Raw genomic sequence first — 22,439 nt, 5'->3', positions numbered from 1 at the left:
CATCGCCTTTGCCTTCTGCTAATTCTGGCGGGGTTTTTGCTGTTTCACCGGTAGAGAATGATGATCTTGGGCGACCTATTGGTGGCAATAACATTTACGCCATCAAGCTTGCGTGGGGCGGATCCACCAGTGACGGCAGGCGCAAACGCAAGATGATCTTTAGCGCAGGCTTGCACGCAGCAGGAGAACAGCAGCAGTGGCCTACTTTTGTGGCGGCCATTGATTGGCTGATCAATAATGCTACCGCCGACGGGATACGGATGCGCCAGAATTTCGACGTGTACCTGTATTTCAATATAAACCCAAACGGCATTAGGCAGGGTAACTCACGCGGCAAGATTGGCACCAGCATCGATCCAAACAGGGATTTCGCCGGGGGCACTTGGCCTGAGATAGCAGCATTTAAGTCGGCGGTGCTTACAGATACTGCTGGCGTTTGCGATGTATACCTTGAGTATCATGGCGACGTACACCATACGCCAATATTTAACATCGCCTTTACCAACATAGACGCAGACCCTGCCACAAGATCGGCCGCGTCGGCTGCAATGCTAGCAAACGCGATAGCAGAGTTTGGGATGGCGCCTGCCTACTCCAACTCGTCACCAAACAGCACTGGGCTTTGGTTTCATCGATATTTTGTTAATGCAGAGATATCGATGTCCGTTGAAAATCCTGCTTTCGGCACAACCACTCAAGCCAACTACGATTATGTGGCCGAAAAGTGGATGAAATCAGTGGCTATCACTGACGCTCAAGGGCATCTGGCTATCACGCGCCCAATGCAGCGAGAAGTAATCAATATGGGCGCTGTAAATTCTGCGCGCTTGTATAGCATACCGACACCTAGCAATTACTGGATACCGGCATCTACAGATTTTTGTATTGTGGCGAGGGTCTATAAAGCGCCAGGCGCGCAAAAAGATAGAGCATCGTACATAATGGCTGGCGGGGCATTATCAACAGCAAACAGCATGGGGTTGATCACCGTGGGCGGGTCGGGGTCGGGCAATGTGTCGTTTTATTTTGGCTCTAGCACGTTTTTAGATTCCGGACCAGACCTGCCGGAAGGCGTCTGGACCACGGTATGCGTATCTAGAGTCGCTGGATCGATAACTATCCGGAGGATTGCCGATGGTAGCGGATCAATATCTTTGTCTGGATCTATATCAAATAACGGCTCCTGCAATTTTTCGTCGTTACGGGTAGCAGGCGGCATTGATCGATACTGGAGAGGTGCGATCGATGGCGTGTCTATATTGCTCAACGATAATCTGTCAGATGAAGATCTGATTGCGCATGCGTCTGGAGGGCCGAGAGTGCCAGCAGGTAAGGCTGGCAATCTGTTATTGGATATAGATGGCACTCGTGAGATAGATGGATCGATTACCGAGAACATACAGGCTATATCAGTGCCACTGTCAGGAACGGGATGGCCGCTTGAGGATGCGCCTTTGCCGCTCAGTATCGAGCCGCTTGACGCAACCAGTGGCAGTGTAACAGTAACTGGTAACGCTGCGGACCTATTAACTGGCGAGTCGTTTGACGACGCTGTTTCCGGGGCTGTTGATATTACTGGGAATGCAGCAGAACTGATCGAAACCGTAGAAGTTATAATACTGGACGCGACGAAGGGCGCCGTAACGGTTTCGGGCACTACTGGTACGCTGATATCATCCGGAGCTTATGATGCCATCAAAGGCGTCATTTCCATACAAGCAAAACCTGCTGCATCAATCCTGCACCCATCGAGTACTACTAAGGATATTGTATATGTTTCCGGGAAACTAGCCGATCTGGTTGATGGCGCTGCTGAGGTATTTAATGCAACTACCGCGCAAATCACGATCACCGGCAAAACCGCGGAAGCAATCGCAGTTATGATGCAGGCATTGCCAGATAATGTTATTATACGAGGCAATAATGCAGAGTTTGTGCAGTACGCTATACTCGATGCTATATCTGGGTCGGTTAATATTGCAGGGCTACCAGCTGAGCTGAGAGAGGGAGCAGAACCTACCGATGCAATAGCAGCAGCATTAAGGGTGCTTGGTGTTTCTGCCAGTATCAATGATACGATGATCATAATTCCGCATAGAAGCAGGGTGCTGATTATAAAGGGATCTGGGCTATAATGAATCAATGCGCGAAGACTTTTCTGCATCGTCTGACACCTGGGGCAGTTGACTATATGGTGGAACTGGCCGCCAATGAACACGGGCTTGGCTTTGAGAACTATCTGTCTGATGGCGAGGTGGTGGTGTCAGCGAGCGGATACGCAGATACGGGCATTAATTTGGTTGGTGTTGATATCGTTAATAGCGGCCGATCAGTGCTTGCATGGATATCAGGCGGAGAGATCGGCATTACTTATGCGGTAAACATATATGTAACCACAAGTTTTTCATACGGCGGGCTTAGCAGGTCACCGGCATTCGCATTTAATATCAAAGTTATATAATTAGGAGGCTGTAAAATGGCGACAGTAAACGTTTCGGTTTTTAATCAGTTCCGCGCCGATCTTGGCAACAAGATACACGACCTGGATACGGATGTAATCAAGCTTGCCCTGGTTACGTCTGCAGTTGTCCCGTCAGTTGGAGCGGCGTTGCCGCATTTTGGTGGCACAGGGACAGTCAACTACGCAACCAATGAGTGCACGCCGGGCGGCAACTATACAGCTGGCGGCGTTACATTGGGATCCGTTGATTTTGTTATGTCTGGAGCAACTGTCCCTTGGCGTGCTGCTAAGGTGCTTATAGCCGTAAATGCATCAAATCCAACTGATGCGCGCTATGCGATTATCTACAATTCGTCGGCAGCCACCAAGAGATGTATTGCTTTTATTGACCTTTTATCGGTGCGCAATCTGGCAGTTGATCCACTGGAAATCAGATTTGACTCTGTTGATGGAGTCGGGGCAATTATAGATATAGCGTGATAATTGATAGTAGGGGCGCGATCATTGAGAGGCGATCTTACGATAGAGATGATGAGCCTTGCTCCCTTACGCGCAATGAGTCGATCGAGATCATGGTTAAGTTGCATGATATGTGCGGTAGATTATCTGATCTTGAGCGACTCAACCGTGAAGTGCGAGACGAGATAATAGGGCGGCAGACTGTGTTTGAGCGCATGGAGAAGATGGAAAATAAAATCGATATGATCCACGAGGGCCTGTATAAGGGCAAAGGTATCTGGATAGCAACCACTGCTATAACAGGAATTGCTATCGGGATAATATCTTATGTTACCGGGATGTTTGATGATAATAACAAATGATGACATTATGCATTATGCAAGCCGGAATGCTTTGATTGATGGATGCATTACCCAGATACGATAGCTCGCTTGGAGGATCATTTAATACTTACGCCTCCCGGCGCATCCGTGGCGCAATCATTGGCCAGATAAAGATCTGGACAATTAAAAAAATTAAGGATGCGTATGAGCATTAGTGTGGATTGGAACCCGGTGAAGTCTTGCATACTGCGCGGGCATTCCCCAGGTGGGAAATATGGGGATCCGTTCAGATGGACAATGACAGCGCGATTCTTAGACGATGACGTGATATTTTTGACTGGGTTGTGTGTAACCGCAGACCACCAATTTACACTGTCAGACTGCGCAGAGCTGGAAAGACTGATAAAAGATGAGTTTAAAATGAAGCGCTGCAAATTTGACCGAGATATAAATGGCAGGCTAATTCGGAGGGAATATGAGTAATCTATTTTTTATTTTTATGGTATTGTTTGCAATGTTGACTGGCTGCGCGGCGATCGAGAAATACGGGAACGCAGTTACTAACGCAGGGATAGCGCACGAAGCAATATCATCCGGCGAGGTGGAGGCATCCATCAAATCCATAGCTCTAACGGCGGACGAGGCAAACAAAGTAAATTCCGCCAAAAAAAGATATGAGGATTTTATCGCCAAGTGGAGTGTGTCAATAGGCGACTTCGACGGTCTGGCCGGTCGCATGCAATCCTTTGATGCAGACTACAGGCTGTTGCAGGCTGAGTACGATACTTTGTCCGCGATAATCGCCGCTAATTGGTGGAGGTATTCACCGGAGCAAAAAGCCAATCTAAACGATTATCAGTCGCGAGCCGAAAAACTGGACGAGTCGGTACAGGCTTTCATATCCGCCAAAAAAGGGCATCAGGCATTAATGGATGCGCTTACTTTTAGCGCGATGATCCTCAAGGTGGTTTTGTGATCGATGCAATCAATGCGATATACCTGTCGCCATTGCAAAAGGGCCTGATTTTCTTTCTGACCGCCTTTGGCGTGATGATTTACTACTCGCTCGAAAATTACGTCAAGCAGGATCGCGTACAATCGATTAATTATTGGCTGTTGAAGTCAAACCCACAGAAAACATATAAATGCGTTAAACGGCTTCTGGGGGTCACTGTGGGTGCATCGGCATTTTCGGTGCTCGATCAGTCGTCAAATGTCGAGGTTTTGAGCTTTGCGGCAGCAATCGGCTGGACCGCGTACAGTGGGGAGGATAAATAGATGGGATATTTTGTAACCACCTTGGACGCCAGGATGCTAAGAGGGTCTGACGATGGCGAGGGCGTAAAATGGATCTTGCAATCGCCGCTTGTCTACCAGTCTGACACACTGGGAACGGTTATTGTGCCAGTTGGTTTTGTCACAAATTTTGTGAGTATGCGCAGGATACCTTTGATGTACTCTCTGTTTGCTAACTTGGCGCAGGAGCCAGCAACGCTGCATGACTATCTGTATTCACCACAAGGGCGATTGCCTAGCGGAAAACAATACACCAGGGCAGATGCTGACGAGTCTTTCCGCGGTGCTGCTTATCAGGACATGGCAGGAACGTTTGATGATAAATCATCTTTCTTGGCGGTCAGGGCAAGTTTTAAGGCGTTGCTTAAATCTTGGGCTATGTGGGCAGCTCTGCGCATATTTGGCGGATCCCACTGGGAGCGGAATCAATGAAATTATTACTTACTACAGGTGATGATGCGCTACCGGGCCGGAGCGATATAAACCGGCTCAAACACCAAATCGAGGAAATGACAATGAATATTAATGAAATTACCGTAGTACTAAATGCACTGACCGCGACAGTCAATAAAATTTTTGCCGAGGTCAGCGCGTTGAAACAAAATGCTAATGACGCACAAGTGGTCCCGGTCGAAGTCGAAAACGCTTTGAATGCTCTGCAGACCGCAATCGCAGACGTTGACGCCATCAACGCGGACACCACACAAGCCTAGTCGTAAAATGACTGGCCGTTGATAAACGGCAGGTCTTGCTTACGGTCTATTGCAAGGTCTGCCGCATCATCGCTATAATTTGCGGCGTCTGCCATCACCTGCCTTTCTGCTTCAATGTCTCTATGTTCTGCTCTTTCTGCGGTAAACTTGTCCGGGTATCTCTTGCGCAGTTTTGAGATATTAATACGCTGTGCATCTTCAAAACTTGCTCCAAGCGCTCCAAGTATCAGGGCATCATACCAGAGGCCATCCCCAACTTCTTCAATGGTGTTGCTTTCATCAAGTGGTTCGCCTTCAATGGTGCACTTATAGAGGGCTTCCAGCAATTCACCCGCTTCCGTAGCTTTGCCGATTATTCCGTGCATTATGTCGATAGCTCGTTCGTCGCTATCAGCAACCCATGCAGGCAACAGCGAGCAATCGCCATTTATCCTGTCATGCTCTATTTTTTTCCCGTAGAACAAGGCTTTTTTAATTTGATCAAGTTCTCGCAGGGATTTTATGGCTGATGTCAAACAGTCGCGGAAATCATGAAAAGATACGCTTCCCCCGTGATAGTCGTCGGATCTGGTTCTTCTTGCTTCTTTAATATAGTCCATTTTTTTTACTCCAATCTAAGAATTCATTGTATGCGGCCTCGTGTCCAAGGCATACGCTAACTCGTGCGCCAAGATTTTGGCACGAATATAAAAAGTCAAGCTGCCCATCACCATACTTGCTCTTGGTATGGTCTTTTCTTTTTAACTCTATTACCAAGGTTGGGCTGCCAATACCTATAATATCCGCAGCTCCAGTGATCAATCCTTCTGACTTCTCCTTGCTTATCTGGTAAGCAGTCCTGATGCCTTCGTTCCTAATATGCAGTACCGGCGCCATTGGATGGCTCTTACGGACCATCGCAAAAAACGTTACTTGCTCTGCCGTTTCCTTTGGGCATAGACCGCGAAAGGATCTATCACCGTGAACAGTCAACCAGTCAGGGAAAATCATCTATTTGTCTCCTTTTTCTGGTAAATCGGTATTATACGTGGGATTTTGGCTGTAACCAAACTGCTGGCTTTTGCCATACTGACGGCTGTAACCATATTGACGGCTGTAACCGTATTGCTGGCTTTTGCCATACTGACGGCTGTAACCGTACTGCCAACTGTTATCGTACTGCCTGCTGTCGCCAAACTGTTCGCTGTTGCCATACTGCCTGCTGTAACCGTATTGCTGGCTGTTGTCATACTGCCAACTGTAATCAAACTGTTCGCTGTTGTCATACTGCCAACTTTTGTCATATTGCCTGCTGTTGCCGTACTGACGACTGTTTCCTGATTGCTGGCTTTTGCCATACTGGCGACTGCTGCCAAACTGCTGGCTATTTTCGTATTGCTGACTGCTGCCAAACTGCTGACTGTCACCATATTGAAGGCTGTTGTCAGATTGACGACTGTTTCCTGATTGCTGGCTTTTGCCATACTGGCGACTGCTGCCAAACTGCTGGCTATTTTCGTATTGCTGACTGCTGCCAAACTGCTGACTGTTTCCTGATTGCTGGCTTTTGCCATATTGACGGCTGTCGCCATACTGTTGGCTGTCGCCATACTGTTGGCTATTGTCGTATTGCTGACTGCTTCCAAACTGCCGACTCCAGCCAAACTGGCTACTGGCACCGTACTGTTGGCTGCTGCCTGATTGAACACTGCAGCCAAACTGCCTGCTGTTACCAAAACCAACTGAGTTATCAGTTCGTTTAGCGTTTTGATATGCGGTCGCTTCGTCGAAAAGCCAACAATTTCCATCTTGGGATAAATTAGCTTCTGACTGCACCCAGCCACCCAAGTCACCAGCTTTTACTGGCTTATAGATCGTGTCGAAACTGCGTAACGCCTTGATTCTATACACCGTTTCTCCTGTCGGCATCACTCTTGTTTCTTCCGTGAGCTCGTATTTCTTTTCTGTGTTAGTGTTCATTTTTATTGCTCCTTAGTGTTGTCTCGTATTTAACCACTTCGTGAAATCCTGTTTTCCAATTCTTGACATAGGTAATTGCTTTTGGTGGGGATTCTAAATTGTTGGTGGCGGTGATTAATTCCCACATAGCTTTCCTAGCTTGATTGTGATTTGATTCTACATACCATATCACCACGCTTGTTCCTGTGCTCAGTATATATGTTATCTTTTTGAATTTATTACCTTTTTTGCTTACTCCGTCATCGATTACCCAGTCTATAACAGGGATGCTTTTTATCCTGTCGTGTGTAAGCTTGTCATTAGGATTCACAAGCTCATGCTTGCATTTTTCGCAAAAGCGCGCTGCTATGTCGTTTGTATGGAGGCATGACTCGCAGTCCTTGCCTATCCATCGATGTCCGCATTGCTTGCCCTTATCCCATGATTGGCAGCGCCGTCCATAGTGAGATGGTATTAGCAGCTTGTTGCCGTTGAGGTCAGTAAAGTATCCGGTTTCGTGCAGCCCGTAGCCTTCTTCGTTAGGGCGGGCCAAGAAGGTATTGGTTGATCCACATGTGCTGCATGTGCAGGAGATCATGTCGCTCTCGCCCTTACGCTTGTATCCTGATATCTCTGGGTTAAAAACGTCACCATCCGGGCAATGGCGAGCAATATTTTCAGCGTAATCAAGCACCAGGCAATGGTCTTTATCTTGGTGCAGTCGCAGCCCCCTACCTATCATCTGTTGCAGCAAGGACGGCGATTCAGTTGCCCGCAGCAAGGCCACCAGGTCTACGTGTGGCGCGTCAAAGCCTGTCGTTAAAACGTCACGGTTTACTAAGTATTTTATTTTTTTGTCCTTGAACATTTGCAGAATCCGGGTGCGTTCTTTCTTGGGCGTCGTGCCATCCACCATACAAGAGATGTGCTCAGGCAAAGACTCCATGCACTCCTTTGCATGCGCTATGCTGGCGGCAAAGATCATAACCCCATTCCTGTTCTGCGCCTGCTCTACTATGTCGTCGATGATATAAGCGGTTTTGCGTCCTTTCCCAAGGTACGCTCTATCCATATCATCCCTGTCAAAAGATCCAAGCCTGTTTAGCTGCATACCTATCGTGTCGTAGTGCTCGCGCGTAAATCCTATAATAGGCTTGGTGATATACCCTGCGTCTATGAGTTCCTGTGGCGATATCCTGTAAACCAGCTTATGAAAATATGCTACTGAAGTGTCATCGCTTGACGGGTTGCCGTCTATGTCTACCTTATATATGTATCCTTCGAGCCTCCTGTATGGCGTGGCCGTTAGGCCGATAACGCGCAGGTTACTGTTACGCGCTTGCAGGCTGGCTATTATTGTTTTTATGGTGGGCGTTATCTCGTGGCACTCATCGACGATAACCGCGCAAAAATCCCCTCCGAAACTGGCAATGGCGTTTAGCACTGTTACAGGCGTACCGAAAACTGCTTTATGCTTCAGAGACTTGCGCCCAAGAGATGCGCTATAAAGGCTTGCGGGGTTGCCGGTGGCCACATATTTATCTCTGTTCTGGATTACCAGGTCTGCAGACGGCGCAAGGCATAACACTTTCTTCCCATTGCTTGCCTTATGCAGAGATTCTACAACTGCCGCGATTATGTGACTTTTCCCGGCAGCTGTGGCCGCATCGATGACGCACGACTCACGGTTGAGCAACACCCAAGACATGACAGCATCATGGGCGCTCTGTTGGTACGGTCTAAGCATGTTACTTTATAGACCAATACGATATATCGCTGCCGCGGTAATCTTCAGGGTTAAGTCCTGCATCACTACACAGGCGCTTGTAATCAACCGTGCCTTTTCTCGTGGTAACCTTAACCTGGTGCTCACCGACGATTGTTTCTTTGTTGTCACAAGCCAAGACTATCTGATCGAGTAATTCTTTCTTGGCTATCTCAAGATCTTTTATAGAGTCTGTTATTGTCTTGTATTTAATCACCATTTTGTTTAGATGATCTGGCGGGGTATGTATCATTTTGTGTATCTCCTGTAATATTGGCAGGTTTACCTGTATCCAGATCGGGTCATACTGCACTATCTCCAACATGGATTTTTTGGTGCTAGACCATTGATAAAAATATGCTTTGTGCTTTCCGGTCAGGTGCATGCATATCTGTACCTGGGCGTAGTAGTGCGGCTTAGCATATATGGATACAAAATCCTTGTCTGAATATGGTATCTTTATCTCAATTATGGATCCGTCGCTAACAAGCCCGTCAGGAGATCCTCCAAGCCAATCCCCGTGCGTAAAAAATCCGCACTGCTCTACTTGCAGACCTGTTTCTATCTCAAAATCTTCTCTGGCGAAATCCTCGAAGATGCGCCCGTTACACATTGCCTGGTTATCAGACATTTGGGAGCCAATAGAAAGTATCCTTTTTATCGCCTGACTTGTAGACACAAGGGGATCAATGCCAAGTAATGCGCCTGCAATTGATGCGGTAACCCTGCCTTTGCGGGCAAGGAACCACGCGTCAGAACGCTGCTCAACGTCTATGTGGTTGTTTTTCATAGATAGAAAGGGATGTCGTCTGATTCGATATCTGCACCACCTTTCTGATATTTGGACACGCCAGATACCCAGTTCCCAGATTTGTCTCCAAACTCCCAGACTCTCACTTTTATGCTCATTTTCGCGGACTCAAGCGCTACTTGCAGATGCCTGTCTGTTGGGTCACCGTCCAGTTTTTGGAGCCTACCCTGCGCGAGCGTATCTATGGTTACCAGCATCTGCAGGGCAGAGTCGCGTTGTTTCTCTTCAGATCTCTTGCATCTAACTTTTTGAAATATAGTCGCGCCCTTAAATTCGCTTGGTGATTCGATCTTCCACTGTATTGATATGTATTCTTCCGGCTCAGAGTTCCTTTCGTTCGGCTGTATCGTGTCCCAGGCAGCGTCTTCGATGACCGCATTACATACTGTACCGTCCGGTATAAGCTTAAATCCTCCAGATTCAAAATTATCTGTTGGTTTTATGTTTTCGCCGTTAGATAGTGTCCAAAATGACATAATGTTTTCCTTATTTAATGATTGATTGTAAAGGGTTTTTACCAATTTCTATCTGGATATCATCGCTGATACCAAATCTGTTTTTGCTAACACAGTTAGCGGTGGTATATGCCACCATGTAGCGAGATCCATTACTGCCTGCTTTTTTTATTTTGTCTTTTCCTTTTACCACCATATCCAGCTTGATATGCCCTACAAGGTCTACGTTATCAACGTAATGCTTCAGGCTCTTCTTATGGATGCGCAGCGAGTACCTGCTGTACGGGTCCTGATCAGGCAGATCTATGGTTTCCATATCAGTATGGGCTACAAAGATTATGTTCATTTTGCGCTTATCGTGTATTGCCTGAGCGTATTTGCGCACCCTGCCATGCATCGCAGACAATGCATTAAACCCAGCTCCATATCCTCCCATTGCAGTTGCCAGAGTCTTGGTTTCTGATCTTTCTTCAGATATTATCTTGTCTGTAAATACCTGATCCAATTGGGTGATGCTGTCTATAATCAACGTTTTATAGTCATGATCCTCCTTTAGTATAGCAGCCAACTGTTTAAATAGCTGATCTGCATCTTCGACCAATTCCAGAGCATCCGGCCTGCTCGCTATTGGCACAGACTTTAAACCATCTTCAGTCTTTATAACGATGGGCTTTGGGAAAGTGCAGGCTAACGATGTTTTGCCAATTCCTGCTTCGCCGGTTATGGTGGCTATGATAATTCCGGTATCTTCAGTCTTTACTATTTCTAACATGTTTCTAATCCTTTTAAAAATCTTGCTGTGTGTCATTCGATGTTGACAAGATATAGCACGGTGTTTATATTGTCAAATCATATTTACAAAAAGGAGATAAAAATATGAATACCTATACAACAGCTGACCTGATAAAAATTTATGCAAGTAGTGATGATTGGGGACAGGAGGAAACGCAGGACGCTATAGACTACGCCGATCTAAATCCAGAGGAAGCCCGAGAATTCTGGTTACTTGTAACCAGGGAGTTAATAAAATGATTGAAGCAATGCACGCTGCAGGTATCTATTATACAGGCGAGATAATATCCGATGGAAAGATCCACAGGTTTCACGTCCCTGGGCACTCTCCTGGGACAAAGAATGGCAGCTATATACATTACCCCGACGAGCCGCCAGCAGGCTGGTTTTGTGATTTTAAGTCGGGCATATCTCAATCATGGAGCGCAAGCGGTGAGCCACCAAGTCAGGAGCGCATAGAGAAATCCAAGCAGGCTGCAGACGATGAGCGAAAAAAGATGCAAGCGAAGGCAGCGCGTAAAGCATCTACATATTGGCATGGATCGGCGCATGCTGTAGAGCATCCCTACCTTGCCGCCAAAAAGATCAAGCCATTTGGAGCGCGCGAATTTGCAGGTGCGCTGGTCATTCCTTTATACAATGCGGATAAGGCGCTTGTTAACCTGCAATTTATAAATGCCGACGGCACAAAGCGCTTCTTGTCTGGCGGACGCAAAAATGGATGCTTTTTCCCTATAGGAGAGCCTACAGACAAGCTATTGATCTGCGAGGGCTTCGCTACAGGAGCCAGCCTGCGGGATCACACAGGGCACTGTGTAATAGTTGCCTTTGATGCCGGTAACCTAAAGCCTGTAGCACTGGAGATCAATAGCCTGTTTAAAGGCCATGAGATCATCGTATGCGCAGACAACGATGAGTCTGGAGTCGGGCAAAAAGCAGCAGAGGATGCCGCGCTTGCAGTATATGGAAGCGTGCTGATGCCTCCAAATGTGGGTGAGGATTGGAACGACTATTTAAGCAAGGGAAACAATGACTAATATAATCGAAATGAAATACACGCCGGTATCAGGAATCAATAAAACTCTTGACGACGGCAGCAGGTACTGCGAGCTTGATTTGTTGCGGCATATACACGAGGAGCACATTATAAGGCGCATATCAGAGAGTCTTGCAAAACGCGCATACATGCCGCCCAGCACTGTTTTTATGGCTGGACTTGGGGTTTTTAGCTCAATCGCGATGCGTAAATGGTGCGTATCTTATCCAAATGGAGATCGGCTGCCAATAGGGATATATGCAGTGCTAGAGCAGCCGCCAGCAACTGGCAAGTCACGCGTGATCAAGATGTTCCAACAAAAATTTATTGATCAGCAGGTGGCGGTAATTGGCGCGCTAGTTGGGGCGCGAGATAAAGCAAAGACTGAAGATGAAGAGGATGATATTGATAAGCGGCTGGATATTGCATCAAGGCAGTTGTTTGTAACAAATTCTACGCCAGAGGCGCTTGACGCGGTACTCACTGAAAACAAAGGTTTTTTTTCCGCCATATCAAGTGAGCAAGGTCTTTTTGACTCGCTCTTGGGCCTGAGCTACGGCGAGAAAGGCAGGGCAAACAACAACGACGCCATCTTAAACGGATTTGACGGCGGCAATGTGGCTACTCGGCGCACTTCCAGAAAGGCATACTGCGGATCTGTGGTTGGCAGTGTAGTGTGCTTTGCCCAGCCCGGCGGAATTGAAAAAGTCCTATCCGCCAGTAATGGAACGGGGCTTGCTGAGCGATTCATCATGCTAAGCGAGCCTCACTATTTAGGCAAGCGGGACTTCACGCGAGATGCTGAAAAGTTCGGTTTCTTCGGCGATATTGAAAAGCTCTTTTACAACAATAAGTGCCATTTTATCGACGAGATCCTAGAAGATCCCAAGAGGTTAGCTGATCTTATACCATTACGGCTATCGTCACGAGGCTGGCAACTAATCGACAATTACCGGCAAGAGATAGAGCCGCACTTGGCCGACGGCGGCAAATTTGGACACGCAGCCTTACGTGGAGCTGCTGGCAAAGTGGATATAACCATCCTTAAACTGGCGTCAAACATGCATTTGCTGTATGATCAAGATAATGATTTGATTGAGGATTTTCATGTTCTAGCGGCCATAGGGATTGCTGATGATCTACTTATTTCCAGTCTTAACCTTTGTCAGAGTAAGGGTATATCAGGACAAAAGTCTGAATTTGAGGCCATTTTGAAGATGTTTAAGCGTAAGGACTTGATTACAGAGAGAGAAATCCTGCAGTCGCGTAAATGCGTAGAACCTTTTATAAGTTTCACTGGAAATAGATCGGACTTGATCAGGGAAAATCTAAAAGAGATGTGTAATCAAGGGCTTCTTTCGTCTGATGCGTCTGGCGGCAAGCGAGAATACAAGCTAAATCAATGATATTGTGGTGCACTTGGGGTCAAATTCAAATCGGCTGTAACCCTCGTGGGCAGGGCGTTTCAGCCGATTGTGGGGCGGGCGTGGTATTCCGGTCACCTCACGCTAAGTTCTTGAAAGTATTGTATTATATATATATATATATATATATGGGGTATATATATATTATATTAATAATAATTATTATAATAATAATACTTATTAGATAATAATTATTCTCAAATAGGAATTATTCTTATTAAGAAAAATTACAGTTTTTTTTATACAGTCCTATGCATGTATACCCCTATACATGCGCTTAGGGAATTCCACCTTTTCACCCCAAACGCGCTTAAGCTGTTGATTTAAATGAAGAATTCGACTTCTGAGTTTCACCTCATAAAGCACCTCAAAACAGCGCAAGCTATTGAATCAAAAGTGATTTTCGGGAAATTCGTGGATTTTCACCCCACACCCCAAAATCAGGATAAGAAGCATGCCGAGCCGTTTAAACGGCCTACAAGGCTATGGAAGTGCTATTTGGTACTACGACATAGGATTCAAAAGATAATCGATTCTAGGGCGGTTCTGATCGATTCTGGGGGCATTCTGGGTGATAGTTTGATGTCGGTTTGCATGGAGCCAGTGAATAACCGATAAATGTGAAAATTTCTTGACGTTTCGCGTTTATTAAAGGAAAATAGACGTTTTAGGAGAAATAAAAATGATTATTACGCACGGAATCACACCGCCGAAGGATCTTTTAATCAGCACGACCATGGATCTTGCTCCCGGTGAATCTGTTGAATTCGATTTTTCGGACGAAGGATCAGCTGCATTTACTGCGGCAAGACAAAAGATATACCGATACACAAAGGCGGCGGGATTGCGAGTTGATACGGTAAGCCGCGACAACAGGCTTATCGTTACTATGGTGGGGACCAGGTCAACTACCCCGCCCTAAAGGGCGGAGCTTGCAAGAGCTAGGTTGACCAGACTCAGTGCCGCAAGGCACTACGCACATAACAGGTCGTTAAGACTTACCAGCGAATGCTTCCTTAGTTCGCTGCTCTAAAAGGATTGGGTCACGCTTGGGAAAAGTAAAGCCCCGAAGGTTCTTTCCGCCACTGGCAACAGTTGGGGCCGGTTATGTGCATTGTCGAAGGGAGATGTTTTTTAAACACGTTACCAGTCCCGTAAGGGAAGGAATTTTAAAATGGCAGTATTTGTACTTGATAAGAAGAAACAACCACTAATGCCTTGCTCTGAAAAACGGGCAAGGTTATTGCTTGATAGAGGCCGTGCAGTTGTTGTAAAAATGTACCCATTCACCATTCGGTTAAAAGACCGTGTGGGAGGTGAAGTTCAGCCGCTTCGGGTAAAACTTGACCCAGGCAGCCGTTATACTGGAATCGCTGTCGTTCGCGAAAGCGAAACGATTGACACCGATACTGGAGAAATTAGCGTCAACTTAACCGTCTTAAATTTGCTTCAGCTTAATCATCGTGGACTGGCTATCAGCGATAGCTTAACTTCACGTAGTGCCATGCGCAGACGCAGACGGGGCAACCTACGTTATCGCCAACCACGTTTTGATAATCGTACCAAACCGAAAGGCTGGTTAGCGCCGTCATTACAACATCGGATAGACACAACCATAAGCTGGGCAGCTAAATTGCAGAAGGTCGCACCAATTACGGCTATTTCTCAGGAGCTGGTTAAATTCGATATGCAGTTAATGCGTAACCCTGAAATATCCGGCGTTGAATATCAGCAAGGAACCCTTGCGGGCTACAGTGTGCGCGAGTATTTGCTCGAAAAATGGGATAGGAAATGCGCTTATTGTGCAGCTGAGAATGTGCCGCTGCAAATTGAGCACATCAATCCGAAAGCCAATGGTGGCAGCAATGCAGTGTCCAATCTTACCTTAGCTTGTGAACCTTGCAATAAGAAAAAAGGCGCACTGGATATAAAAGTTTTCTTGAAAAACAAGCCCGAACAACTGAAGAAGATTGAGGCACAAGCTAAACGTCCGTTAAAAGACGCGGCGGCGGTTAATGCAACCCGTTGGGCATTGGCTAATCAGCTCAAAAAAACCGAATTACCGGTTGAATTATCCAATGGCGCAACAACAAAATTTAATCGGACACAACACGGCATACCCAAGGCACATGCGTTGGATGCAGTTTGTGTAGGGGAATTTTCATCGGTTGAAAACTGGGATATTCCGACGCTGGAAATTAAATGCAATGGTCGCGGTCAATATAAACGTACATTGCTAACAAAATTCGGCTTTCCACGCGCTTATCTGATGCGTCAGAAATCAGTAAAAGGCTTTCAAACTGGTGACATGGTGAAAGCCATAGTCACTAAAGGCAAGAAGATTGGCGAATATGTTGGACGCGTTGCCGTACGTGTAACAGGTAGTTTTAACATCACTACGCAGGAACAAACCGTTCAAGGTGTCAGTCACAAAAATTGCAAACTCATTGCCCGTAACGATGGTTATGGGTACAAATTTCAACCAAAGATAGCAAACGCAATAGGAGATGCGTGAGTTGGAGTCGGCTATCGCCGACGCGCTATCCCTCCCCGGCCTGAACGACGGGGTCTCTCGCGCAATTAGATGATATCAATACGCAGCGACCTGGACAAGATGGTACGTGAGCTTACGTACACGCAGAGGGAGCAGGTGCCATTTGCTACGGCGCTTGCGCTCACTGCGCTTGCATGGTCTGGGCGCAAGGCCACGCAGGCTGAAATGGAGCGGAAATTGCAGAAGCCCGGGCGGTTCGCATTGCGTCAGATCAAGATTGATAAGGCTACTAAGCGCGCTCCCGTGGCTAGGGTTAAGGTTGATAATACTAGGTTATTTGGTCACTTGTTTACTGGCGGACAGCGGGAGCAAAAGCCTTATGAGCGCTATCTAATATCAAATGGATACATGGATGCAGGCAGTTACACGGTGCCTGGGCCGGGCGCTAAGCTTAATGCGGCCGGGAATATCTCGCGTAGTAATTTATCAAAGATAATCGCTAAACTCACGCCGCCAGTAAAATCAACACTTGCGCCTGGTATATGGAGGGCATTCCGTCAGAAGGACAGAATTATAGTTGTTAAGGAGCAGGTTCCGGTAAGCGAGAATAGGCGCCCACGAAGGAGGAAGGAGCGCCCCCCTGAGCTGATACTTGGCTTTGTTAAGGATCCAACTTACAAGCAATTTGTGGATCTGGAAAAGGTCGTCGAGTCGGAAGTTCGCAATAAAGCAAGCGAGGAGCTGGAAAAGGCACTTGATTTTGCATTGAGGACAGCTAGATGATAAAAAATCCGCCGCAAGCCCCAGCCTTTAGGCGTGTGGTCAAGGCGGGAAGTTGATGCTTTACAAACTGCATTAGATTTTGTAATATTAGCTTATGGCACATTGTTCACATAAATATAGGGCATACCCAACAGACCGTCAGGCGCAGCTTCTCGCCAAGACATTTGGGTGCGCTCGTTTTGTGTGGAACAGTATTCTCGATTGGCGGAACAAGGAATACGCGCTTCACGGTACGAAGATTGGTTATACAAAATCAGCAGCCCGCCTCACGGAAATGAAGCAAAGCGATGAACTCGCTTGGCTCTACGAGGTGTCGAACGTTGCGTTGCAGCAATCATTACGCAATCAGGACAAGGCGTTTAGCAATTTCTTCGCCAAGCGCGGCAAGTACCCGACATTCAAGTCTAAACACGGCAAACAGTCGATCAGGCTGATGTCGAATGCTTTCAGGATTAAGGAAGGAAAGCTGTTCATTGCCAAGTCCGACGAGCCGCTTCACTTCGTTGAATCTCGTCATTTGCCAGAAAAAGTTTCCAGCATCACGATCAGTAAGGACACCGCCGGACGTTACTTCGTGGCCTTCCAAGGCGAAGCAGAAAAACGGGTTCTTCCGATCAATGAAAAATCTATCGGCATCGACCTTGGGTTGGATAGTTTCATTGCTACCAGCGAAGGAGAGAAGATTGCGGCACCGAAGATTTACCGCAAATATGAAGCACGACTGGCACGTTTCCAGCGCAAGCTTTCACGCAAACAGAATGGAGGAAATAATCGTAACAAGGCGAGGATTAAGGTCGCGAGAATCCACGCCAGAATCGCAGACACGCGCAAAGATTTCCTGCACAAGCTATCAACCAGAATTATTCGTGAAAACCAAACGGTATCGGTAGAAGACTTGAATGTTGCGGGGATGCAGAAAAACCGTAGCCTTGCGAAATCAATCAGCGATGCAAGCTGGTCTGAATTCGTCAGGCAGTTGGAATACAAAGCCTCATGGTACGGTCGGTCTTTCGTCAAGATAAGCCGGTGGTATCCGAGCAGTCAGATTTGCTCGGCATGTGGACACCTAGACGGGAAGAAGGCGCTCAACGTAAGGCAATGGACGTGTTCTTCGTGTGGGACGACCCTCGACCGGGATATTAACGCCGCAAAAAATATTAATACCGCTGGATTAGCGGAAATTGAAGCCTGTCAGACATGAAGCCGTGCAGTGAGGCGATTCAGGGCAGGAACCAAACTCGCGAGGGTTTGGAATCCCCCGGCTTTAGCCGTGGGGAGGATGTCAAGTTTGCCTATGTAGTAGCGCGCAAGCGTGGTTATATCTAGTGCATACAAGATAATGCAAATAATTGTTGACAAGTGTTTTTGTTAGTGTATGATGCAAGTCATGGCGCAGGCGTTTTGCCTTGCCAAACAAGGAGACCAAAATGTATATAAATAAAAAAATAAACCGCACAATATTGGCAATTGCTGTTGCGGAAATGTTCTCAGGAGCTGCTATGGCTGACTTCAATATTGACAATATAGGCGCATTGGTAACAGATCCTGCGCAGGTTGCAGAGGTTAGGGCACAGACAGACCATAACGCTTTCGGGTTCATATATGATGGATCCGCTAACAATGGAGCAAGCAACGCTGTAGATTATCTTGGGGAAGCATCCGGATTTTCCGCCGCTGTTGTAGTTGTGTCGCCTGCAGAGTTCGCCGAGTTTGATCCTGTGGACTTTGCGCAGGATATCAATCTGGCAAATAGTCACGGACTGCAAATTATCGTGCTGTATGATGAGATCATCAGCAGCGGGCAAGGGCAATCAAACGAGTGGCATATTAACCGGATAGAAGCTGCGGATGCAGTGGTTAAGGCTAATATAGGAGGTTCTTTATCTTGGCACAATGAGGCCTATACGGTAGTACCTGACTGGAGTAATGAATTTGATATGGCAAAGACAGTTAACTACCTGTCGGTAGATAATTACTTTTGTCTTAGCGACTGCGTACAGCAGGGCAAGCCAGACGCGATGGCCGAACATTCTACAATTTTCAATACTGTCACGCGGTATAACACTCTGCACGGTGCGCCTATTAATGGGGCTGCTCGCAAGATCGCCTTGATCCCGCCTGCAATGTCGTCTCCTCATTTATGCGGCATGTGGGATTGCGCAAAGATCATGACAGAGTATAAGCTCGCCATTGATACACTGGGTCTGGATATAGGAGCTGTTGCCTTCTTCACATGGGGGAGCATTGAGCGGGAGCAGGTAGTCGGGGCGCGAGAGTTCCCGCAGCTGGTTAATCTTACAAATGGCTGGAGGTAAAATGAGTCTCTGGAACTTGGCGGTTGCCCATTTAATTTAATAACAATGCAAGGAGTAAATCTAAATGAAAACGTACAAAGGGATAACGGTAGAAGATGCTCGCGAGTTATGGTCTTATAACCCAGCTAATGGCGAGCTTATTTGGAAGGTTGGTCGAGGGCGCAAGGTTAGAGCCGGGATGGTTGCCGGGGGGGCGCATCGCGCAGTTAGATTTAATAACAGGTGCATGAGCAAGGCCATAATAGCATTTGGCATTTATACAGGAGCATGGCCTAAGGATGGGGAAGTCGTGCTATTTAAGGACAAAGACGTCGAAAACCTTAAGTGGGATAATCTTGCTTGCGGTGCATGGAGTAAGGCCGCCGGGGCGTATCGCATGAACTCGAATAACACTTCAGGGGTTCGCGGGGTTCATTGGGACAAGCAGAGCCAGAAGTGGAGAGCCAATATCTATTCTCAGGGAAAGAATCGCCACCTTGGGCGTTTCGAGACCATCGAAAAGGCGGCAGCAGCAAGGCATGTTGCTGCAAAGGAATATTTCGGTGAATTCTGTAATGAGGTGCGGGAGTGATCCGCAGGCGTAGGCGCACAAGTAGATGGAGCCGGGAAATAGTAGGCGCGGCTCTGTTTGCTGCCACTATTGGTGGGATTGTGTACTGGATGATGCATTCTGAGCCTGACATGCATACTGAGTGCGGATCTGGTGATGCTGTGTGGGCTGGACAGGAGGCTTATTATAACAGCACGGAATTCGGGATTAAGCACGAGTATTACCCAGATGCTGATTGCCTGACTAAGGGCGGGCTGCCATGCGAGGCAGATCCACCTGTACCAGAAATACCGCCGTATTCGTATTATGAGAAACCACCAGGATCTGAGTTTTCGCAGGTTCCGCGAAACAGTACAACTGGGCGCGTCCATCCATGGATAGCAGGGCAGATGCTAGAGTCGTGGGGAGTCGGGCCTATGATTGGCAAGGGTAACGGTGGCAGTAGTAGTGGCAGTTGTAGTAGTGTAGCGCACGTGTCAGAGCCAGGGCCTTTTGCCCTCGTTGCTTTAGGCGCTTTATTAATTGGGGGATTGAGAAAATGGAAATAAGAAAATATTACGAGCCGATGAATCAGGCTAAGCTTACTGTATGGAAAAAAGCGGCGGTAATCGCAAGCCCTGCAGAAATCGCCGCAATCGTGGTATGCATGCAGGTTATTGTGGCGGCCTTGTATTTTGGACTGACAGAGGGTGTTTGATGATGGACGATTACAGATTCAGCATGGTAATAACGGATATACAGCGCAAACTTAGGTCATTCGGTATAGATGTTGATGTTGATGGGTATATTGGGCCAAAGACTTATGCTGCTATCAGAAAGGCGCTGGACCAATTGCAGGAGCTTAGATCTGTGGCAACAGCCAGTCTTATGTCAGAGCAGGGAGCAATATCAAATCATCCTGACATGGCTCCATTAGTCAGGCCTTTGGTGTGGGGGGCTAAGGTATCACCAGAGTTCAGGCAGATCGTGCGAGACATCGCAATAGATATAGGGTGCGACCCAAATTGGCTTATGGCGTGCATGGCCTTTGAGACCGCGAGGACTTTTAGCCCGTCCGTTAAGAATCCTAACAGCTCTGCAACCGGGCTTATCCAGTTTATGGGGGCCACGGCTATTGGATTGGGCACAACAGTTGACAAGCTGGCACTGATGACTGCAGAGCAGCAGCTGAATATCTACGTGCGCAAGTACTTCAAGCCATTCGCAGGGCGCATAAAAAATCTTGAGGACATGTACATGGCGATAATCTGGCCTGTAGCAGTGGGCAAGCCGAATGACTATGAAATGTGGACACTCGCCACCAGGCCTCGGCAATATAACGCAAACAGCTCGCTAGACAAGAACGGAGACCATGTTGTAACCAAGTATGAGGCGGCTACTTTCCCGCGGGCTGCTCTATTTGATGGGGCGGAGTTTTTGGCTTAAATATTTTACAAATTAAGTAAACAGGGCGGCCATTCGGGGCCTCCAATAGAATTTGAACGGCGGAGCGGTACTCCTTTGAATAGTTTCGCCGGTCACGTGGGATCGGTTACAAAACCATAGCTGCTGTACCAAGTTAACGCCAGGCATGTATGCTCGCTTTCATGGCTTGGAGACCAGTGTAAACCGTGCCGCTTAAAATTAAACGGTATAAGCTAAGGGTCCACGATTAACAGGAGATTTTTATATGAAAACACATAATATAAATACATGGGCCATGGATTCCATGGGATGGAGTCGAGAGGCATTGCCTGCAGCCTGCACTGTCATAAAGGAAAATACAATGACTCTGGAGGAGAGGATCGCAGCATTAGAGGCGCGCAAGAAAGCATAATTTTCTAGAAATCCAAAATCGTAAATGGGAAACCCAGACGACCAGTACATAGATCACGGGTATGAACTCGTCAAGGAGAAGGCGCGCCGCGAACGCATACTTGCTGACCGTGATCAGATGGAGCTTGATCTTGTCCGCGGGAATGTGGTTGTCCGGGACGATGTGCACAAAGCCGCCTTCGAGTCATCACGCAAGCTCAGGGACTCTTTGCACTCAATGTGTAAACAGATTTCCCCGCAGCTATCATCCTTGACCAATCCACGAGAGATAGAGGACCTGTTGCTCGACGAATTAAATCAGAGACTTGAGGACTATATAAACTCGTGCGCCTAATTACCAAGATTGCCCATTCGTCCACGCTTCATAGCCTGGACGGCGGAGACACTTTCCTTAAAGCCATTGCCGAAGGACTCCTCCCAGACCCTTCCCTGCCGCTTGACGCTTGGTCGGATCGTTACATGGTTATCCCACGGTCGTCGGGGGCCAGCGAGTACGGCAAGTACAGCACTGCGCGCACGCCACACGCCCGCCATATAATGCAATCACTATCTGTACGCCACCCGTCGCGCCGAGTGGTGTTGATGGCAGCATCACAGATGCTTAAAACGCAAGTCGCCCTTAATTGGTTTTGTTATATCGTACATCAGCATCCAAGTAATCTATTATGGCTGATGCCAACAGGTAAGTTGCAGAAGCGTATCGCTCAGCGGATTGACAAGACTGTTGCGGCCGTGGATGTGATAACTCGCCGTGTAGCTCCACCAGGTAGCAGGCTGGCTACCAACAGCCAAGATATCAAAATGTTTGACGGAGGCACTCTGTATATAGCCACAGCTGGGAGCGCTGCTAATCTGGCGGAGGTGCCTGCGCGCTTTGTGAGCTTTGATGAGATCGACCGCGCCGAGCTGTCAGTTGACGGAGAAGGAGATCCCGTAAAGCTGGCAGAGGGCAGGCAGACCACGCACGGGGAGAAGGCCAAGAGCTATTACTATTCAAGCCCTACGATCA

29 protein-coding genes are annotated in these 22,439 nt (G+C 47.4%); 22 read left to right on the top strand and 7 right to left on the bottom strand.

Annotated elements, in window-relative coordinates:
• The 8 genes from IPG31_00290 to IPG31_00255 all read left to right on the top strand — a co-directional run.
• A partial coding sequence (locus IPG31_00290; GenBank protein ID MBK6616868.1) for a hypothetical protein occupies window positions 1–2,135 on the top strand: 2,135 nt, incomplete at its 5' end.
• Window positions 2,135–2,461, top strand: coding sequence for a hypothetical protein (locus IPG31_00285; protein ID MBK6616867.1), 327 nt, complete (start codon window positions 2,135–2,137; stop codon window positions 2,459–2,461). The genes IPG31_00290 and IPG31_00285, both read left to right, overlap by 1 nt.
• A 15-nt stretch (window positions 2,462–2,476) precedes the next feature.
• Window positions 2,477–2,941, top strand: coding sequence for a hypothetical protein (locus IPG31_00280; protein MBK6616866.1), 465 nt, complete (start codon window positions 2,477–2,479; stop codon window positions 2,939–2,941).
• Window positions 2,942–3,033: 92 nt separating this feature from the next.
• Window positions 3,034–3,282, top strand: a complete 249-nt coding sequence (locus IPG31_00275; protein MBK6616865.1) for a hypothetical protein — start codon at window positions 3,034–3,036, stop codon at window positions 3,280–3,282.
• 436 nt (window positions 3,283–3,718) lie between these two features.
• On the top strand, window positions 3,719–4,219 hold the full coding sequence (locus tag IPG31_00270; GenBank protein ID MBK6616864.1) for a hypothetical protein: 501 nt from the start codon (window positions 3,719–3,721) through the stop codon (window positions 4,217–4,219).
• On the top strand, window positions 4,216–4,521 hold the full coding sequence (locus IPG31_00265) for a hypothetical protein (protein MBK6616863.1): 306 nt from the start codon (window positions 4,216–4,218) through the stop codon (window positions 4,519–4,521). The genes IPG31_00270 and IPG31_00265 overlap by 4 nt, the downstream gene beginning before the upstream one ends.
• The gene (locus IPG31_00260; protein ID MBK6616862.1) at window positions 4,522–4,971 is read left to right on the top strand and encodes a DUF1353 domain-containing protein; all 450 of its coding nucleotides are present in this window, start codon (window positions 4,522–4,524) and stop codon (window positions 4,969–4,971) included. It abuts the gene before it with no gap.
• Complete coding sequence (locus IPG31_00255) at window positions 4,968–5,252, top strand: hypothetical protein (protein MBK6616861.1); 285 nt, start codon at window positions 4,968–4,970, stop codon at window positions 5,250–5,252. The genes IPG31_00260 and IPG31_00255 overlap by 4 nt, the downstream gene beginning before the upstream one ends.
• Here IPG31_00255 and IPG31_00250 read toward each other — a convergent pair.
• The 7 genes from IPG31_00250 to IPG31_00220 are packed head-to-tail and all read right to left on the bottom strand — an operon-like array spanning window position 5,249 to window position 10,993.
• Window positions 5,249–5,851 (bottom strand): hypothetical protein, encoded by a 603-nt coding sequence (locus IPG31_00250; GenBank protein ID MBK6616860.1) that lies wholly within the window; start codon window positions 5,849–5,851, stop codon window positions 5,249–5,251. The two genes, IPG31_00255 and IPG31_00250, sit on opposite strands and share 4 nt — an antisense overlap.
• Window positions 5,838–6,242 (bottom strand): hypothetical protein, encoded by a 405-nt coding sequence (locus IPG31_00245; GenBank protein ID MBK6616859.1) that lies wholly within the window; start codon window positions 6,240–6,242, stop codon window positions 5,838–5,840. Before IPG31_00245 ends, IPG31_00250 begins: the two co-directional genes overlap by 14 nt.
• Window positions 6,243–7,211, bottom strand: coding sequence for a hypothetical protein (locus tag IPG31_00240; GenBank protein MBK6616858.1), 969 nt, complete (start codon window positions 7,209–7,211; stop codon window positions 6,243–6,245).
• Entirely contained in the window at window positions 7,201–8,898 is a 1,698-nt protein-coding gene (locus tag IPG31_00235) for a DEAD/DEAH box helicase (GenBank protein ID MBK6616857.1), read from the bottom strand. Before IPG31_00235 ends, IPG31_00240 begins: the two co-directional genes overlap by 11 nt.
• A 40-nt stretch (window positions 8,899–8,938) precedes the next feature.
• Window positions 8,939–9,745 carry a YqaJ viral recombinase family protein gene (locus IPG31_00230; protein ID MBK6616856.1) on the bottom strand — a complete coding sequence of 269 codons (807 nt, stop codon included), beginning with the start codon at window positions 9,743–9,745 and terminating at the stop codon, window positions 8,939–8,941.
• On the bottom strand, window positions 9,742–10,242 hold the full coding sequence (locus tag IPG31_00225; GenBank protein ID MBK6616855.1) for a hypothetical protein: 501 nt from the start codon (window positions 10,240–10,242) through the stop codon (window positions 9,742–9,744). Before IPG31_00225 ends, IPG31_00230 begins: the two co-directional genes overlap by 4 nt.
• 10 nt (window positions 10,243–10,252) lie before the next feature.
• Window positions 10,253–10,993 carry an ATP-binding protein gene (locus IPG31_00220; protein MBK6616854.1) on the bottom strand — a complete coding sequence of 247 codons (741 nt, stop codon included), beginning with the start codon at window positions 10,991–10,993 and terminating at the stop codon, window positions 10,253–10,255.
• Window positions 10,994–11,097: 104 nt separating this feature from the next.
• Here IPG31_00220 and IPG31_00215 point away from each other — a divergent pair, with 104 nt between their 5' ends.
• From IPG31_00215 to IPG31_00150, 14 genes are all read left to right on the top strand, one after another.
• Window positions 11,098–11,253 carry a hypothetical protein gene (locus tag IPG31_00215; protein MBK6616853.1) on the top strand — a complete coding sequence of 52 codons (156 nt, stop codon included), beginning with the start codon at window positions 11,098–11,100 and terminating at the stop codon, window positions 11,251–11,253.
• Window positions 11,250–12,050: a toprim domain-containing protein gene (locus IPG31_00210; GenBank protein ID MBK6616852.1), complete on the top strand. Its 801-nt coding sequence runs from the start codon at window positions 11,250–11,252 to the stop codon at window positions 12,048–12,050. The genes IPG31_00215 and IPG31_00210 overlap by 4 nt, the downstream gene beginning before the upstream one ends.
• A complete protein-coding gene (locus IPG31_00205) occupies window positions 12,043–13,455 on the top strand; it encodes a DUF3987 domain-containing protein (GenBank protein ID MBK6616851.1) in 1,413 nt (470 codons plus the stop codon). The genes IPG31_00210 and IPG31_00205 overlap by 8 nt, the downstream gene beginning before the upstream one ends.
• Before the next feature lie 700 nt (window positions 13,456–14,155).
• Window positions 14,156–14,395, top strand: coding sequence for a hypothetical protein (locus IPG31_00200; protein MBK6616850.1), 240 nt, complete (start codon window positions 14,156–14,158; stop codon window positions 14,393–14,395).
• Window positions 14,396–14,647: 252 nt separating this feature from the next.
• The gene (locus tag IPG31_00195; protein MBK6616849.1) at window positions 14,648–15,988 is read left to right on the top strand and encodes an RRXRR domain-containing protein; all 1,341 of its coding nucleotides are present in this window, start codon (window positions 14,648–14,650) and stop codon (window positions 15,986–15,988) included.
• Between the two features lie 69 nt (window positions 15,989–16,057).
• Window positions 16,058–16,750, top strand: a complete 693-nt coding sequence (locus tag IPG31_00190) for a hypothetical protein (protein MBK6616848.1) — start codon at window positions 16,058–16,060, stop codon at window positions 16,748–16,750.
• Window positions 16,751–16,844: 94 nt separating this feature from the next.
• Entirely contained in the window at window positions 16,845–17,951 is a 1,107-nt protein-coding gene (locus IPG31_00185) for a transposase (GenBank protein MBK6616847.1), read from the top strand.
• A gap of 226 nt (window positions 17,952–18,177) precedes the next feature.
• Window positions 18,178–19,065, top strand: a complete 888-nt coding sequence (locus IPG31_00180) for a hypothetical protein (GenBank protein ID MBK6616846.1) — start codon at window positions 18,178–18,180, stop codon at window positions 19,063–19,065.
• 64 nt (window positions 19,066–19,129) lie between these two features.
• Window positions 19,130–19,636, top strand: a complete 507-nt coding sequence (locus IPG31_00175; protein ID MBK6616845.1) for a hypothetical protein — start codon at window positions 19,130–19,132, stop codon at window positions 19,634–19,636.
• Between the two features lie 517 nt (window positions 19,637–20,153).
• A complete protein-coding gene (locus IPG31_00170; protein ID MBK6616844.1) occupies window positions 20,154–20,312 on the top strand; it encodes a hypothetical protein in 159 nt (52 codons plus the stop codon).
• Window positions 20,312–21,040 (top strand): transglycosylase, encoded by a 729-nt coding sequence (locus tag IPG31_00165; protein ID MBK6616843.1) that lies wholly within the window; start codon window positions 20,312–20,314, stop codon window positions 21,038–21,040. Before IPG31_00170 ends, IPG31_00165 begins: the two co-directional genes overlap by 1 nt.
• 244 nt (window positions 21,041–21,284) lie before the next feature.
• Window positions 21,285–21,431 carry a hypothetical protein gene (locus IPG31_00160; GenBank protein ID MBK6616842.1) on the top strand — a complete coding sequence of 49 codons (147 nt, stop codon included), beginning with the start codon at window positions 21,285–21,287 and terminating at the stop codon, window positions 21,429–21,431.
• 24 nt (window positions 21,432–21,455) lie between these two features.
• Window positions 21,456–21,764 (top strand): hypothetical protein, encoded by a 309-nt coding sequence (locus IPG31_00155; protein MBK6616841.1) that lies wholly within the window; start codon window positions 21,456–21,458, stop codon window positions 21,762–21,764.
• On the top strand, window positions 21,755–22,439 hold a 685-nt coding region (locus tag IPG31_00150), incomplete at its 3' end, for a phage terminase large subunit family protein (protein ID MBK6616840.1). The genes IPG31_00155 and IPG31_00150, both read left to right, overlap by 10 nt.

The organism is Nitrosomonas sp. (assembly GCA_016703745.1).
Taxonomy (GTDB): domain Bacteria; phylum Pseudomonadota; class Gammaproteobacteria; order Burkholderiales; family Nitrosomonadaceae; genus Nitrosomonas.
Note: the sequence above shows the minus strand (reverse complement) of the source record. Positions and strands in the feature narration are given on the sequence as shown.